Below are 14,670 nucleotides of genomic sequence, written 5' to 3' on the forward strand. Positions count from 1 at the left end.
ATTCCCTAAATTTCGAGTTTTATAATTTAATGTCATTATCGGGCTTGACCCGATAATCTATTGAAAATTTCCAACAGATTCCTGACCGAGTTTACTGCGTAAACATCGCAGTGTCGTAGTACGGGAATGACACTTAAATTACTGTTCTTATCAAAACTCGACATTCGGGCTATATTGTTATTTTATGCATTTTCTCCTTGACAATTTCCATTTTTCTCATAGAATGAAAACTATAGGCACAAGCAAAACAGAAAATAATTTTTCTAAAATCAGTTTGGTTGTCATGTCTTGATGCAAGTTGAGCGTAGCAAACAGATTCTTCTTAGTTCTCTTATTTCCAGTTTTCTTAAATCCTAATCATTCAGACATTTTTATTTTCTCATGCATACAGGATTATTGTGCCTAAATTTATTTTTAGGGGCATTTTTATGAACAGACTGGACATTGACTTTGTCCAAACTAGCATAAACTATCAGTTTAAAAATTTGAAGCTGCTTGAACAGGCTTTTACGCGCAGATCTTATTCGGAGGAGCATCCGGAAGTTCAGAACAACGAGGTTCTTGAATTCTACGGAGATGAAATTCTTGATTTTTTTGTTACGAAGATGATGTACAAAAGATTTTCAAGAATTCTCAACAATGAGCTTGTCTCAGAAAAAAACGAGGGCGAGCTTACAAAACTGAAATCGATTCTTGTGAGCAAAGAAAGTCTTGCGCGCTGTATGTATAACATTGGGTTTTCAAAGTTTCTCTATCTTGGAAAAAGTGACGAAAAAAATGAGGTGTACAAGAGCAAATCCGTGAACGAAGATTTATTCGAGGCGATAATCGGGGCGGTTGCCGCTGACTGCAACTGGAACTATGAACAGCTTGAAAAAGTCTGCCGGACAATGCTTGATATGGAAACTGCAAACGGCTATCTGACTTTGTTTGTAAAGGAAAAATCCAATAGGCTTGGATTCGGAGAACCCTGCTATTATCCTCGTGCGTGGCAGACAGACAATTCTGAAGATATGCTGCCGGACAATCTTTTTAATGCAGGAATTGGATTTGGAGGCTTTGGAAGCACATCAAAAAATCCTAAAACAGGGAAGCATGAATATGGAATTCAAATCGGAGAAAATAAATTCACAGGAACTGGCGACGGAATCGCTCAGGCAAAACTTGATGCGGAAAAAAAAGCCTATCAGTTTCTTATTCAGGAAGAGATAAAACGGCAGTTCAAGAATCTTGACTACACGAATCCGGCAAGCACGCTTCATGAGCTTTTCCAGAAAAAAATTATTATGGAAGTGCGCTACGAATTCAACGAATACCACGATGAAAACGGAAATCCAATCTGGAACTGCAAGGCGATTCTTGAAGGCTACGGAACATTTGAAGCCGACAACGCGTCAAAAAAACAGGTAAAGCAGGAAGTCTCATTGAAACTCCTGAAATCCATATCGGAAACAAAAATCGAGCAGACCGAAAAATGGGAAATTCCGACGTTTTATAGCGGAATGATGAAAATCTGGCACGATGAGGGGAAAATATAATGAACAAAAACTATATCCTGATGGCTGTGAATAAATCTGGAAAAAATGTATATATCGATGAAGTTCCGAACGGAAAAAACTGCGGTTGCTTTTGCAAAGAATGTGGCGGCGAGCTTGTTGCAAGGCACGGAGAAAAAAAAATTCATCACTTTGCACACGCAAGCGGAAACGACAGCATAAACTGCTCTCAGACTGCACTTCATATTCTTGCAAAAGAAATTGTCGCAGAAGAAGGGAGAGTGCCTATTCCAAGAAGTGGAAAAATTGAATTTCATTCTGCAGATAAAGTTGAACTTGAAAAATCTTTAGGCGATATAATTCCAGATGCTTTTGCTATTGTAAAAGGTAGACCTTTCATGGTGGAAATTCTTGTAAGCCATGCGGTTGACGAGAAAAAACTCAATAAAATCAAGGAACATAGAATTTCTTGCATTGAAATAGATTTGTCAGGCAAAACATTCGAATCAAAAGAAGAAGTTAGAGCCGCATTAAAAAATCCTTGCAATATGAAAATTGTTTATGATGATGACAGTCGCATGATTCAAGAAAGAAAAGAAATTCTTTTGAATTACGGATTAAAGCTAAAAATTTGCCGTGGCGGAATTGTTTTTTGCCCAAAATTACGTAGTTATGTTCCGACTTACTTTTGTGAGGATTGTGTTTTTGGTTGCAAAGAAAGTAATGACTTTATGCGATGTGGAATTGTTTTGCCGCTTGTGTTAAAACCGAATTTTAGGGAAGTATTTAATATTATTCTGAAAAGTAATAATGTTATGTTTGATGATGAAGCCCAAAGATACAATGATAGTCATTTTGGTTGGAAAGCAACAGAGGCTGTTCAAAGAGCATATATTATGAGGAGATTTTAAATATGAGAAAACTATTTTCAATTTTTACATTTCTGCTTATCTGTTCATTTTCTGTTTTTGCAGGTCCGTTCGGGCTGGATATGGGAATGACGATTGAAGACGTTACAAAAGCCTGCGGCGGAAACGAGCCGGAATATATTTCTGATGACAGATATTACATTCAGCCAGTAAAATCACATCCGCTTTTTGAAGGCTACGTTGTCTGGATTAGCGAAACAGAAGGTTTGTACTATATAAAAGGAATAAGCCGCGAAATTCGGACAAACGATTACGGAACAGAAGTTAAACAGGAATTTGCAAAACTTCTTTCTCCGCTTGAACGCAAATATGGAAAGTTCGAGATAGTTGATGAGATTGTTTCAGATGATGTGCTTCCATATAAATTAAAACAAGATAGCTGGATGTTAACAATTGCGGAAGGCTCAAGAATTTGCGAGGCTCATTGGTCTACTGATGAAGAAAAGTTTGAGAAATTCGATGGATTGATAACAATTTCTATAGGAGTAAAAACAGAAGCAACATATATTACAAGCAAGGCATACATCTGGATTGAATACGGTTTTGAAAATGCAATTGAAGGTTTTAATGCCTTGGATGATGTGTTGTAAAAAACAATTTAAACTCATTTTTCTTCTTGACAAAGTGCCGGGGGGGGGTACACTGTCTTTAACTTTATTGAATTAAGGAGTAAAAAATGAAGTTTAAGAATTTTTTTGTAAGCTTTATTTCAGGCTTAACATTAGTTGTTATGTGTTCATCTTGTGTTTCATCAACAAGGGTTAATTTTAATACCGATGTTGACGGTGCAACAGTCTATATAGATGGAGAAGAAATAGGAACAACTCCAGCTCGGATAAAATTAAGTAATGCTGTATGGGAAAATCCAGATGTTGTAATAAAAAAAGATGGATATAAAGATTTGTATACAGAATTAAATAAAGAAGTCAAAGGTGTTAATTTAGTATGTGGTCTATTGCTTTGGTGGCCTTCTTTGCTGTGGGTTTATGGCCCAAAGAAAAATCAAAATTATATGTTGTCTCCTGTTCCTGTAATTCAAAATACTGTAAATGAATAAAGTTTTTATATTGCTGTTTTTCTTATTTCCTTTTTTTTTGTTCTCTTGCAATAAGTCTAATTCTATATATGGAAAATGGGAAGACAGTAATAGAATTCTTGAATTCAGTGAGTATGGAGATTTTACTCTTGAGTTTAAGAATTCAAATTTAGTAAAAGGTTTTCGTGGTAAAGCATTAAAAAAGAAAAATATAATTGTTCTGTTCTTTGAAGAATTTAAGAATTTTAATAATGAATGGCTTTATACAGACGGAACTGATTTAGAAAATTATAAAGAAATATTATTCATTTCTTTTGAAAAAGAAAAACTTGTTACTCAGATAAAATCAACCAATAAAAAATTTATATATAAAAAAGTTATTGAGTAATCCAATCCTCTGAAATTAAAAATGCGTTGCAAATAATAACTTTTGTTAGATTTTCCAAATGCCAGAATTGCTTTTTCAGTTATATTTCAGAAGATAAAGAATCTCTTTTGTGCATGGGAAATATAAGTCAAAGGGAAGCTATTCCAGATTGGTTTGTACAAGCAAATGTCAATGAAAACCGAATTATGACTAACGAAGAGATTCAGTTAAGACTTAATGAATTCAAAAAAATGTGATATTATTATTCAAGGAGATTAAAAATGAAAAAAACAATATTTGTAGATTTAATTTTTTTGCTTAATGTAATGCTGTTGATTAGTTGTGCCTCAACAACTAGTGTTGCTAAGTTTTACACAGAACTGCAACCAATAGAATCTGTTCCTGAAGAGTGTAGGCTTGCTGAAAATGAAACACCAAAAGTTTTTTGTTCAGATGATATTCAGTCGGATTTGTATTTTATGCGTTCAAACTATTTTCAGGTTATAGGATATTCTGCTTGGAATGGTCCTGATGAAAATGGAGCAGGGGGAGAAGATTGCTTACAGAATGAAATCACTTATTTTTGCAAACAAAAAGGCGCAAGAGTTGCAATTTATAGTAAAAAATATACAGATACAAGAAATGGAATTTATTCTGTACCATTAATAAATAATCATTATTATACTGATTCTAATGGATATATGCATTCTTATAATACAACATCATATATTACAAATTCATATTCTGTTAATCGTTATAATTATGATGTTTATTTCTTTGTTCCTTATAATCAGTCTTATATAAAAGTTTCTAAAATAGGAATTGAATTTAGAAATCTTGATTCAGCAGATAGAATAAAGCTTCAAAGAAATACAGGTATATGTGTGGATGTTGTATATGAAAACTCCCCGGCTTTTTTCGCTAATCTTTCAAGAGGTGATGTGATTATTGAAATCAACGGCGAAAATATTCTTAATGTTGATACCTATCGTTCTGTTACTTCAAAATTGTCTGCAGATGATTCTGTGGAAATAAAATATATCCGTAACGGAAAAGAAGAAAAATCTGTGTTTAAGATTTTTTAGACTTAAGGAAATTAAAAATGAAAAAACTGATTTCACTTTTTACTTTGCTGTTTGTTTGCTTTGTATTATTTTCTTGTGCAAGCGGAACGGCTTTTGTTACTGGCAAAAAGAGGTCTTCTGTAAATCCTGACAGGATTTCTATATATACAGAACCTCCAGAAGATTATGAAGTAATTGGAATTGTAACTGCTTCCAGTGATTCTGGTTTTACCGACCAAGGAAGTTTGAATTATGCAATTGCGGAGCTGAAAAAACAGGCTGGAAAAATTGGTGCCAATGGAATTATTTTGGAAACCATTTCAAAATCAAATTCAGGAGGCTCATTTGTCGGCAATGTCTTTGTTGCTGATTCTGCGCAGAATGTTACTGGCAAAGCGATTTATGTTCTAAGATAAAGTATTTCTCTTAGTTTTGATAATTTGTTATCCTGATGTTACAATATCCGTACTTTATTAGAAGGAGTAAATATGAAGTTATCAAGAAAATCAACAGTCGTATTGGTTTTGCTCATGGTTGCCGCCTCTGCTTGTTTTGGCCAGAAATGGAAAAACATTGTAAAAGGACTTGGAGACAGAGTGGGCGGAAACAACAATTCGCAGCAGTCAGCAGAATCAACTGAAAAAGAAGAAATGCCTAACTTGCCTGGTTTTAATATGAATATGGATACAGGTCCACGTAATATAAAAAACTATAAATCAAAAAGACCAGCCAAGATTCCAAATGAACCTTATCTTCAGGAGATGGCGAAAAAAAATGATAACGCTGAAAAAGCTCTAAAAAAAGAAAATTATAAAAGAGCGTATGAGCTTTTTAACACACCTATTAAAGCTAAAGCCACAGAAAAAATATATGATGATTATGATGGTTACATGGCGATGATGGACTGGGAAAGAGATCTTTCAAGTTGGGTTAATACCTTTTATGAAGATCCAAATTATCAGGGAGAAAAATAATCTCATTTAGCTTTTTCATAAAAATCTAAAAAACAAATGCCGTGCAGGAAAGAGCATTTAAATGCAAAATCCGGCACGGCTTTTTTGTTTATAAAAGCTATAGTTTATTCTAGCAGTCTTCCTGCCTTGTAGGATTCTTCAAGATAGCTTGGATTCTGATAGTAAAGGTCTGTGTTAAAGTTTGAAATTTGGTCGCTTATAAACGAATTGAACAGTTTGATTAAAGTTTCTTCTTCTGTTCCTGGGGCGGCAAGGTCTTCTATCATTATGCAGTAAAGTTTTCCTATGTCCTGAAATTCAGGCAACGTGTACTTGCAGTTTTTTACAGTTTCAAAGTCGCCATCTGGAATTTTGTAATCCCGGATTATTTCATCGCTTACTTGCTCAAACGAGAGGCAATGATTTACAGGCGCGGCATAGAGTTGCTTGTGAATGCCTTTTTTTCCAAGCGCATTAACAACAATTCCGCGGCGGTTCTTTGTTTTTCTAGCAATAAATTCAATCAGCGCGCAAACATAAAAAAAATCATTCCTCTGTTCTTCGGTCATATACAATCTCGCTTTTTTGGAAATTAAGGCAATTTAATGCTGACAATGTATGGAAGCTTATTTGGTGTGTAGGCTGCTTGAATTCTGCAAGCACCCAAAACTGTTTTTTTGTAATTGTGCCTTTAATAAAATCGTTAACATAATTCCAAACTGTGTCGTTTGCCATCGGTCCTTCTACAATATCGTAATTGTGAGTTTTTCCGCTTCGGCAGTGGGCGATAAACTCAAGCCATTCATCATTCATTTCGGTGAATTTTAAAATCGAAAGGGATTCATCAGGCGTGTAATCAAAAAAATTGATGACAGGCTTTTCATTGTTTCTGTTTGCCCAGCGGACGGCTTGTTTCCAGTTATTTGTGCAATAGAATCCCCAGGAAAAATCTTTTGTGTATAAACTTTTCCGGATTTCCGGGAACTGCACAATTTCTCTGCTTGCATGATATAAGGTGCTTTTATTCATTGCCAGATATTTTTCCTCGTTTTACTTTTTGGGTGGTGGTCATTTCGAGGGGATGCTCTAGCATTGTGATTTTTGAGATGCGGGCGTAAGGCTGAAGCTCCTTGTTTACTTTTGAAATTATTTTTTCAACTTCTGATTTTACTGATTCGTCTAGCGGAGAGGATTCTCTGTTTATATTCAGTTTTGAAAAAAGGTCGTCGCTGGCATAGACAAGCGCTTCGATTTGCTCGCTTTTTGTTGCTTTGTCTGCGATGTAGCCACGCACTGTGATTTGCGCTATGTCTGTAAAAAGCTGGAATGCGTTTTCAATTTCTTCCGGGTAAACATTTTTTCCGCCTTCTGTAACAATCATGTTTTTTACGCGGCCTGCAAGAATAAGGTAGCCTTCGCTGTCTAGTTTTCCAAGGTCGCCGGTTTTAAAGAATCCGTCTGGAGTAAAGACTTTTGCGGTTTCTTCTTCCATATTATAGTAGCCTTTAAAAACCATAGGGCCTTTTACTGCTACTTCTCCGATTCCATCTGCTGAAGGCTCAAGGATTTTCATTTCCATGTACGGAAAGAAATACTGGCCGACACTTTCAATTTTAAAGCGGCTTATCGGGTTCAATGCGATAATCGGGCTTGTTTCTGTAAGTCCGTAGCCTTGCACAAAGTCGATTCCCATTTCGTTGTAGATTTTAAATACACTTGAAGCAAGTGGTCCGCCGCCGCAAATTGCAATTCTTAGCGACTGAATATTTGCCTGTTTCAGCACGCTTTTAAAAAGCGTCTTGCCGGGATTTACTTTGAAAACTTTTTTTATTACGTAGGAAATCCACATCATGGCATGAATTGCGCCGTTTACTAAAGGACCTTTTGCCTTGATTCCTTTCATGATTCCTGCAAGCAGCTTATTGAACAAAAGCGGAACTCCGAGCAGCATTGTGATTTGTCCTTCGCGAAGTTCTTTCATAAGTCTGGAAACAGCCATGCTTTTTCCGAATACAATTTCAGCTCCTACAGAAAGGCTTTCTATGAAAACCGCCTGCATTGTGTAAGCGTGATGAATCGGAAGTAGCGCGTAAAAGACATCGGTTGAAAAAATGTCCATGCGGGTTTGCGCGATATATGCGTCGCTTACAAGATTTTTGTGGGTGAGCATTACGCCTTTTGGATTTCCTGTTGTTCCGCTTGTAAAAAGAATTGCCGCAAGGTCATCTTCTTTTGCGCTGTGGAAATCATGTTCAGTTGAATTTGGTTTTAATGTATAAACGTATTTTTCTGAAAACTTTGGACTGAGCGAATAAACTTTGTGCTCAGCATTTTTCGTGTCAAACGCTGGAAATTTTTCTTCGTCAACAAAAAAGTATTTTGGCTTGGCTGTGTTCAAAAGATTTTTGATTTCTTCTTCGTGTAGAGCGTAATCCATAGGGCAGATTGTAGCTCCAGCGGCAAGAGATGCAAGGAACACGAGTCCCCATTGAGGGGAATTTTTTCCGCTTACCGCAATTCTGTCACCTTTTTGGATTCCATTTTCTATGAACCAGGAAGCAAGCTCTTTGACTTTTTGTTCTACCTGTGAATATGAAAGTGTGTTTTTTGAGCCGCCTTCGCCTTCAAAATCTGTAAAGCAAGATTTTTTTGGAAATCGTTTTGCTGTTATAAAAAACATTTCGGGAACTGTGGGCCATTCCCCTGAAAAGTCGCTGTCTTTGTATTTGCTTAAAAAATCCCAAGGTGTCTTTGTGGCTGTCTGCATAGTCCGTTCTCCAAAAATAAGAGTAATTTACAATAATACATTCTATCACGAAATCTGTTTTATTTAAAACAAAAAACGGCCGCAACCGTTATTGGTCGCAGCCGCATTTTTAGCTTTAAAGTTTGGAATTGCTATTAGTACATTCCGCCCATTCCATCCATGCCCGCCTGTGGAGCAGCTGGTGCTGGAGGTTCAGGAATATCTGTGATAGCGCATTCTGTTGTGAGCAGCATTCCAGCTACAGAAGCAGCGTTCTGGAGAGCGCATCTTGTAACCTTTGCCGGGTCAATGATTCCAGCTTCCATCATGTCTACCCATTCGCCTGTAGCGGCATTGTAGCCAACACCTTTCTTTTCTGCCTTTGCTTTGTCAGCGATTACAGCTCCGTCTACACCTGCGTTTTCTGCAATCTGGCGGATAGGCTCTTCCAATGCTCTTTTTATAATCTGGAAACCAACTTTTTCGTCTCCAGTAAGATTTTCTTTTTCTGCATCAAGAACTTTGCTTGCTTCGATGAGTGCAAGTCCGCCGCCGGAAACAATTCCTTCTTCCAAAGCTGCTCTTGTTGCTGCGAGAGTATCTTCAACACGGAATTTCTTTTCCTTCATTTCTGTTTCTGTGATTGCGCCGATGTTGATTACAGCTACACCGCCAGAAAGTTTTGCAAGGCGTTCCTTGAGCTTTTCCTTGTCGTAGTCAGAAGTTGATTTTTCAATCTGATTCTTGATTTCTGCAACACGGTCAGCGATTGCCTTTTTGTCTCCGGCTCCGTCAACCAAAGTTGTATTGTCTTTGTCGATTTTTACAGATTTAACCTGTCCAAGGTCTGCAAGTTCTGTTGATTCAAGCTTAAGTCCCAAGTCTTTTGTGATTACTTTTCCGCCTGTGAGGATTGCGATGTCCTGAAGCATTTCCTTTCTTCTGTCGCCAAATCCTGGTGCTTTTACAGCGCAGCATTTGAGAGTTCCGCGGATTGAGTTTACAACCAAAGTTGCAAGAGCTTCACCGTCAAGGTCTTCTGAAATGATGATTAAAGGCTTTCCTGTCTGGGCAACTTTTTCAAGAACAGGAAGAAGGTCTTTCATTGTGCTGATTTTTTCATCATAAATGAGAACGTAAGCATCGTTGTAGTTTACTTCCATGCGCTCGCGGTCATTTACAAAGTAAGAAGAAATATATCCGCGGTCGAACTGCATTCCTTCTACAGTTTTTACAGTTGTGTCCATGTTCTTGGATTCTTCAACTGTGATAACGCCGTCTTTTCCGACTTTTTCAATTGCATCTGCAAGGATTTTACCAATTTCCGGGTCGTTGTTTGCAGAAATTGTAGCTACATGAGTAATGTCTTCGTTGCCTTTTACTGCGCGGCTGTTCTTTTTTACTTCCTCAACTGCGATTGCTGTTGCCTTGTCTATTCCGCGTTTAATTTCAATTGGTGTCATTCCAGCTGAAACTGCTTTGAGTCCTTCGCGGACAATTGCATAGGCAAGAACTGTTGCTGTTGTTGTTCCGTCTCCTGCTACATCGTTTGTCTTTGAGGAAACTTCGCGTACAAGCTGAGCTCCCATGTTTTCAAATGGATCTTTAAGCTCGATTTCTTTTGCAACTGAAACACCGTCTTTTGTAATTGTTGGTGCGCCGTATTTCTTGTCAAGCATAACCAAGCGTCCGCAAGGTCCTAATGTTACTTTTACTGCGCGGGCAATCTGTTCAACTCCGCTCAGCATTTTTTTGCGTGCATCTTCACTGTAAACTAACTGTTTAGCCATGATTCTAACTCCTATTTTTATTGACTGCCTTGAAAAATCTAAAGACAGTTTAAAAATTTTATTTTATTGTAAATAAAGATACTAAAAATTATGAAAATCGACAATATTTTTTGCCAAAACTTTTATTATTTTGTTTATTCGCCATTTATATAGAAGAAACTTAATTTTTTAACTAAAATGTCGAGTTTTGCAGCTGAATTCGCGAATTGACGCGCTTTTTCTGATAGCTTATTTAGCCTGAAATTCGAGTTTTATGATTTAATGTCATTATCGGGCTTGACCCGATAATCTATTACACTTTTTTTTGCAAGATTGCTAACCGAGTTTGCTATGCAAACATCGCGGTGTCAAGCACGGCAATGGCACTAAATTGTTGTTCTTATCAAAACTTGAAATTTAAACTTTTTAGAATTATTGCTTGTTTTTAGGGAAATCTTTGAAAATCACTTGATATTTTTTATAATTGTATTATAATCATAATTGTAATAATTACAAATTAATTTATTGGAAACTGGAACTGCATTTTTTAGCAATTGCATAAAAAAAAGCAATGGTCTATAATGCTTCCAGTTATTATAGTTGAATTTTTCAATGCAAAGAGGTTTTGAAATGAACATGAGAGCTGAATGGGAAGGTTTTAACCCAAAAGGTTTGTGGACAAGCGAAGTCAATGTTCGCGATTTTATTCAGGCTAACTATACTCAGTATAGCGGCGATGAGTCATTCTTGGCTGGTCCTACAGCTGCCACAAGCAAGTTGTTTGATGAGCTCCAGAAGTTGCAGAAAGCTGAGCATAATAAGAAGTGCGTTGGTCTTGACGGAAAGGAAAGATCAGGCGTTCTTGATTTGGATACAGATGTTGTTACTAGCCTTACATCACATCAGGCTGGATATATCTGCCCGGAAGGAAAAGATCTTGAGCAGGTTGTAGGTCTTCAAACAGACAAGCCTCTTAAAAGAGCATTTATGCCTTACGGCGGAATCAGAATGGCAGAGCAGTGCCTTGAAATGTACGGCTACAAGCCAAATCCTGAGCTCCACAGAGTTTTCACAGAATATCACAAGACTCACTCAGACGCTGTATTTGAAGTTTATACTCCAGAAATCAGAAAAGCTCGCAAGGCCCACATTCTTACTGGTTTGCCTGATACTTATGGACGCGGACGCATTGTAGGAGACTACCGCCGTGTTGCTCTTTATGGTATTGATTATCTTATTCAGTGCAAGGAGCAGGACAAGGCTAACTGCGGAAACGGCACAATGACAGATGATGTTATCCGCCTCCGTGAAGAAATTTCTGAGCAGATTAAGGCTCTCAAGGGAATCAAGGCGATGGCTGCGATTTACGGATATGACATTTCAAATCCTGCAAAGAACGCAAAAGAAGCTTTCCAGTGGCTTTACTTTGGCTACCTTGCCGCAATTAAGACACAGAACGGTGCTGCAATGTCTGTAGGACGCATTTCTACATTCCTTGACTGCTATATTGAGCGCGATTTGAAGAAAGGAATCCTTACAGAAGAAAAAGCACAAGAACTTGTTGACCACATTGTTATGAAGTTCCGCATGGTTCGCTTTGCACGTATTGAATCGTATAACCAGCTTTTCTCTGGCGACCCGATTTGGGCTACATTGGAAGTTGCAGGTCTTGGTCAGGACGGACGCGATATGGTTACAAAGAACGACTACCGCTTCCTCCACACATTGGAAAACATGGGACCAAGCCCAGAGCCAAACATGACAGTTCTCTATTCAAAGAGACTTCCTGAAAACTTCCGTCGCTATGCCGCAAAGATTTCTATCGACACATCTTCAATTCAGTATGAAAACGATGATGTAATGCGCCCAATCTGGGGAGACGACTACTCAATCTGCTGCTGTGTTTCTGCAACTCAGACAGGAAAAGAAATGCAGTTCTTTGGTGCGCGCGCAAACCTTGCAAAAGCCCTTCTTTACGCAATCAACGGCGGAAAGGACGAGCCTGCAGGTCTTACACCGGGAGTTCAGGTTGGTCCAGAATTTGCCCCAATCACTTCTGATTATCTTGATTATGATGAAGTTATGCGTAAGTACGATGCTATGCTTGAATGGCTTGCAAGTCTTTATGTAAACACATTGAACGCAATCCATTATATGCACGACAAGTACTACTATGAGGCTGCAGAACTTTCTCTTGAAGACACATATCTTAAGAGAACATTTGCAACTGGAATCGCAGGATTTAGCCACGTAGTTGATTCTCTTTCTGCAATCAAGTATGCAAAGGTAAAAGTAATCCGTGATGAAAGCGGACTTGCGAAGGACTTTGAAATTGAAGGCGACTTCCCACGCTACGGACAGGATGATGACCGCGCGGACGAAATTGCAACATGGCTTCTTAAAACTTTCATGTCAAAGATTGAAAAGAACCACACATACCGCGATGCTGAACCTACAACTTCTATCCTTACAATTACTTCAAACGTTGTATACGGAAAGGCAACTGGCGCACTTCCAGACGGACGCAAAGCAGGCGAGCCGTTCTCTCCTGGAGCTAACCCTTCTTACGGAGCAGAAACAAAAGGTCTTATCAAGTCTTTGAACTCTGTTGCAAAAGTTCCTTACAAATATGCTTTGGACGGAATTTCAAATACACAGACAATCAACCCGAACGCTCTTGGACACGACGAGAACGAGCGCATCTCTAACCTTGTAAACGTTTTGGACGGATACTTTGATCAGGGAGCGCACCACTTGAACGTTAACGTGTTTGGAGTTGAAAAGCTCAAGGACTGCCAGGCTCACCCTGACAAGCCAGAATATGCAAACTTCACAGTCCGTGTTTCTGGATATGCAGTTCGCTTTATCAACCTTACAAAGGAACAGCAGGACGATGTTATTGCCCGCACTTGCCACGCAAGCCTCTAATGCTGACTTTTAAGACTGCATAAAAACGGCCGCTTTTGGTTTTTCCAAAGGCGGCTTTTTTGTTTTTTTTCATTTTCTTTAAGGAAGAATTGCTTTTCTTGAATTAGGAACATTCCAAACTGTATTTTCTAAAATTTCATATTCAGCTCAACAGGGCAGTGGTCGCTTCCCATTATTTCCGTGTGGATTTTCGCGCCGGTCATCTTGTCCTTTATGCTGTCGGAAACAAGAAAATAGTCGATTCGCCAGCCTGTGTTCTTTTCGCGGGCGTGGAATCTGTACGACCACCAGCTGTAGACTTCGGCGGTGTCGGGGTAGAAGTGGCGGAAGCTGTCGGTGAATCCTGATGAAAGCAGCTCTGTCATTTTTCCGCGCTCCTCGTCCGTGAATCCGGCATTGTGCCGGTTTGTCTTTGGATTTTTGATGTCGATCTCCTCGTGGGCGACGTTCATGTCTCCGCAGACAATCACGCCTTTTTTTTGCGCTAGCGTTTTAAGGTACGCGCGGAAGTCGTCTTCCCATTTCATTCTGTATTCAAGTCGGCGAAGCTCGTCCTGCGAATTTGGCGTGTAGACCGTAACAAGAAAGAATTTCTCGTATTCAAGAGTGATTACGCGCCCCTCCGTGTCGTGTTCGGCAATTCCGATTCCGTAGCTTGCACAAATCGGCTCGTGCTTTGCAAAAATCGCGGTTCCTGAATATCCTTTTTTTTCGGCGTAGTTCCAGAACTGATGATAGCCCGGAAGCTCCATCTGAATCTGCCCGGTCTGGAGCTTTGTCTCTTGCAGGCAGAAAAAGTCCGCGTTGAGCGAGGCGAACGCCTCCATAAAATTTTTCCCCATCACGGCTCGAAGTCCGTTCACATTCCACGAAATGAATTTCATATTTTGTTTCCTTATTTAGTTTTTGTAGAATCCGTTTTCACATTTTGAGAATGCATATCCGCAGATGATTACTTCCGCGTTCTCTGCCAGTTCCTTGATTTTTTCAGTATTCAATTTTCACTTCCTTTATTGGCTCTAGAAATTCTTTTTCATTAAAATGCAAATCTTTCAGAATTGGAATAAGGTCGATGTATTCTTCTGTTAGACCGAGATTTTTGTAGTCCGCGGTTAAAACCAGATAGCCTGAATCACATTTTTTGACTTCTGTGTATTTTTTTAGCGCGGCTGAGGTTCTGAATCTTATGCTGTGGTTCTTAAAAGTGAATGACGTGTATTTTCCGCAGCTGCTCAGAACCGCATAATTTTGCGTTTCCATATACTCATCATACTACATCGTTTTTTTTCAGTCTATAAATGGAGAGAGAGTGGAAAAAATGGGTTAATGTGGAAAAAAATTAACAAAAATTTATAAAAGTACTTGACAAATCCTGGGGGGGG

16 protein-coding genes are annotated in these 14,670 nt (G+C 38.5%); 9 read left to right on the forward strand and 7 right to left on the reverse strand.

Translation table 11 applies throughout. The annotated features are described in order from the left end of the window. Window positions 1–428: 428 nt before the first annotated feature. From B4C08_RS08810 to B4C08_RS08845, 8 genes are all read left to right on the forward strand, one after another. Complete coding sequence (locus B4C08_RS08810) at window positions 429–1,538, forward strand: ribonuclease III domain-containing protein (protein ID WP_295800120.1); 1,110 nt, start codon at window positions 429–431, stop codon at window positions 1,536–1,538. After that, window positions 1,538–2,407 carry a competence protein CoiA family protein gene (locus tag B4C08_RS08815; RefSeq protein WP_296664568.1) on the forward strand — a complete coding sequence of 290 codons (870 nt, stop codon included), beginning with the start codon at window positions 1,538–1,540 and terminating at the stop codon, window positions 2,405–2,407. Before B4C08_RS08810 ends, B4C08_RS08815 begins: the two co-directional genes overlap by 1 nt. A 2-nt stretch (window positions 2,408–2,409) precedes the next feature. After that, on the forward strand, window positions 2,410–3,015 hold the full coding sequence (locus B4C08_RS08820; RefSeq protein ID WP_296664570.1) for a hypothetical protein: 606 nt from the start codon (window positions 2,410–2,412) through the stop codon (window positions 3,013–3,015). Window positions 3,016–3,101: 86 nt separating this feature from the next. After that, entirely contained in the window at window positions 3,102–3,482 is a 381-nt protein-coding gene (locus tag B4C08_RS08825; protein ID WP_296664572.1) for a PEGA domain-containing protein, read from the forward strand. Continuing rightward, a complete protein-coding gene (locus tag B4C08_RS08830) occupies window positions 3,475–3,849 on the forward strand; it encodes a hypothetical protein (protein WP_296664574.1) in 375 nt (124 codons plus the stop codon). The genes B4C08_RS08825 and B4C08_RS08830 overlap by 8 nt, the downstream gene beginning before the upstream one ends. Before the next feature lie 260 nt (window positions 3,850–4,109). Continuing rightward, complete coding sequence (locus B4C08_RS08835) at window positions 4,110–4,913, forward strand: PDZ domain-containing protein (protein ID WP_296664576.1); 804 nt, start codon at window positions 4,110–4,112, stop codon at window positions 4,911–4,913. A gap of 17 nt (window positions 4,914–4,930) precedes the next feature. Continuing rightward, window positions 4,931–5,308: a hypothetical protein gene (locus B4C08_RS08840; RefSeq protein WP_296664578.1), complete on the forward strand. Its 378-nt coding sequence runs from the start codon at window positions 4,931–4,933 to the stop codon at window positions 5,306–5,308. 72 nt (window positions 5,309–5,380) lie between these two features. Continuing rightward, the gene (locus B4C08_RS08845; RefSeq protein WP_296664580.1) at window positions 5,381–5,866 is read left to right on the forward strand and encodes a hypothetical protein; all 486 of its coding nucleotides are present in this window, start codon (window positions 5,381–5,383) and stop codon (window positions 5,864–5,866) included. A gap of 104 nt (window positions 5,867–5,970) precedes the next feature. Here the strand turns inward: B4C08_RS08845 and B4C08_RS08850 are convergent, their stop codons facing one another. The 4 genes from B4C08_RS08850 to groL all read right to left on the reverse strand — a co-directional run bounded on the left by B4C08_RS08850 (window position 5,971) and on the right by groL (window position 10,381). After that, complete coding sequence (locus B4C08_RS08850) at window positions 5,971–6,414, reverse strand: hypothetical protein (protein WP_296664582.1); 444 nt, start codon at window positions 6,412–6,414, stop codon at window positions 5,971–5,973. After that, a complete protein-coding gene (locus B4C08_RS08855) occupies window positions 6,392–6,874 on the reverse strand; it encodes a DUF3990 domain-containing protein (protein WP_296664584.1) in 483 nt (160 codons plus the stop codon). Before B4C08_RS08855 ends, B4C08_RS08850 begins: the two co-directional genes overlap by 23 nt. Further along, window positions 6,867–8,612, reverse strand: coding sequence for an AMP-dependent synthetase/ligase (locus B4C08_RS08860; RefSeq protein ID WP_296664586.1), 1,746 nt, complete (start codon window positions 8,610–8,612; stop codon window positions 6,867–6,869). The genes B4C08_RS08855 and B4C08_RS08860 overlap by 8 nt, the downstream gene beginning before the upstream one ends. A 134-nt stretch (window positions 8,613–8,746) precedes the next feature. Then, the gene (groL, locus tag B4C08_RS08865) at window positions 8,747–10,381 is read right to left on the reverse strand and encodes a chaperonin GroEL (RefSeq protein WP_296029856.1); all 1,635 of its coding nucleotides are present in this window, start codon (window positions 10,379–10,381) and stop codon (window positions 8,747–8,749) included. 609 nt (window positions 10,382–10,990) lie between these two features. On the opposite strand from groL, the gene pflB reads away from it, so the two are divergent. Next, a complete protein-coding gene (pflB, locus tag B4C08_RS08870) occupies window positions 10,991–13,288 on the forward strand; it encodes a formate C-acetyltransferase (RefSeq protein WP_294015583.1) in 2,298 nt (765 codons plus the stop codon). Between the two features lie 128 nt (window positions 13,289–13,416). Here the strand turns inward: pflB and B4C08_RS08875 are convergent, their stop codons facing one another. The 3 genes from B4C08_RS08875 to B4C08_RS08880 are packed head-to-tail and all read right to left on the reverse strand — an operon-like array spanning window position 13,417 to window position 14,548. Continuing rightward, window positions 13,417–14,172 carry an exodeoxyribonuclease III gene (locus B4C08_RS08875; protein WP_296664589.1) on the reverse strand — a complete coding sequence of 252 codons (756 nt, stop codon included), beginning with the start codon at window positions 14,170–14,172 and terminating at the stop codon, window positions 13,417–13,419. Window positions 14,173–14,187: 15 nt separating this feature from the next. After that, window positions 14,188–14,286 carry a DUF7723 family protein gene (locus tag B4C08_RS11235; protein ID WP_422664291.1) on the reverse strand — a complete coding sequence of 33 codons (99 nt, stop codon included), beginning with the start codon at window positions 14,284–14,286 and terminating at the stop codon, window positions 14,188–14,190. Continuing rightward, a complete protein-coding gene (locus B4C08_RS08880) occupies window positions 14,276–14,548 on the reverse strand; it encodes a DUF7724 family protein (protein WP_296664592.1) in 273 nt (90 codons plus the stop codon). The genes B4C08_RS11235 and B4C08_RS08880 overlap by 11 nt, the downstream gene beginning before the upstream one ends. Between the last annotated feature and the right edge of the window lie 122 nt (window positions 14,549–14,670).

This window comes from Treponema sp. UBA753 (genome assembly GCF_002297325.1).
GTDB lineage: Bacteria > Spirochaetota > Spirochaetia > Treponematales > Treponemataceae > Treponema_D.

Coding starts and splice junctions, on each gene's coding strand:
- B4C08_RS08810 (WP_295800120.1), top strand. CDS start 429: ATGAACAGACTGGACATTGACTTTGTCCAAACTAGCATAAACTATCAG.
- B4C08_RS08815 (WP_296664568.1), top strand. CDS start 1,538: ATGAACAAAAACTATATCCTGATGGCTGTGAATAAATCTGGAAAAAAT.
- B4C08_RS08820 (WP_296664570.1), top strand. CDS start 2,410: ATGAGAAAACTATTTTCAATTTTTACATTTCTGCTTATCTGTTCATTT.
- B4C08_RS08825 (WP_296664572.1), top strand. CDS start 3,102: ATGAAGTTTAAGAATTTTTTTGTAAGCTTTATTTCAGGCTTAACATTA.
- B4C08_RS08830 (WP_296664574.1), top strand. CDS start 3,475: ATGAATAAAGTTTTTATATTGCTGTTTTTCTTATTTCCTTTTTTTTTG.
- B4C08_RS08835 (WP_296664576.1), top strand. CDS start 4,110: ATGAAAAAAACAATATTTGTAGATTTAATTTTTTTGCTTAATGTAATG.
- B4C08_RS08840 (WP_296664578.1), top strand. CDS start 4,931: ATGAAAAAACTGATTTCACTTTTTACTTTGCTGTTTGTTTGCTTTGTA.
- B4C08_RS08845 (WP_296664580.1), top strand. CDS start 5,381: ATGAAGTTATCAAGAAAATCAACAGTCGTATTGGTTTTGCTCATGGTT.
- B4C08_RS08850 (WP_296664582.1), bottom strand. CDS start 6,414: ATGACCGAAGAACAGAGGAATGATTTTTTTTATGTTTGCGCGCTGATT.
- B4C08_RS08855 (WP_296664584.1), bottom strand. CDS start 6,874: ATGAATAAAAGCACCTTATATCATGCAAGCAGAGAAATTGTGCAGTTC.
- B4C08_RS08860 (WP_296664586.1), bottom strand. CDS start 8,612: ATGCAGACAGCCACAAAGACACCTTGGGATTTTTTAAGCAAATACAAA.
- groL (WP_296029856.1), bottom strand. CDS start 10,381: ATGGCTAAACAGTTAGTTTACAGTGAAGATGCACGCAAAAAAATGCTG.
- pflB (WP_294015583.1), top strand. CDS start 10,991: ATGAACATGAGAGCTGAATGGGAAGGTTTTAACCCAAAAGGTTTGTGG.
- B4C08_RS08875 (WP_296664589.1), bottom strand. CDS start 14,172: ATGAAATTCATTTCGTGGAATGTGAACGGACTTCGAGCCGTGATGGGG.
- B4C08_RS08880 (WP_296664592.1), bottom strand. CDS start 14,548: ATGGAAACGCAAAATTATGCGGTTCTGAGCAGCTGCGGAAAATACACG.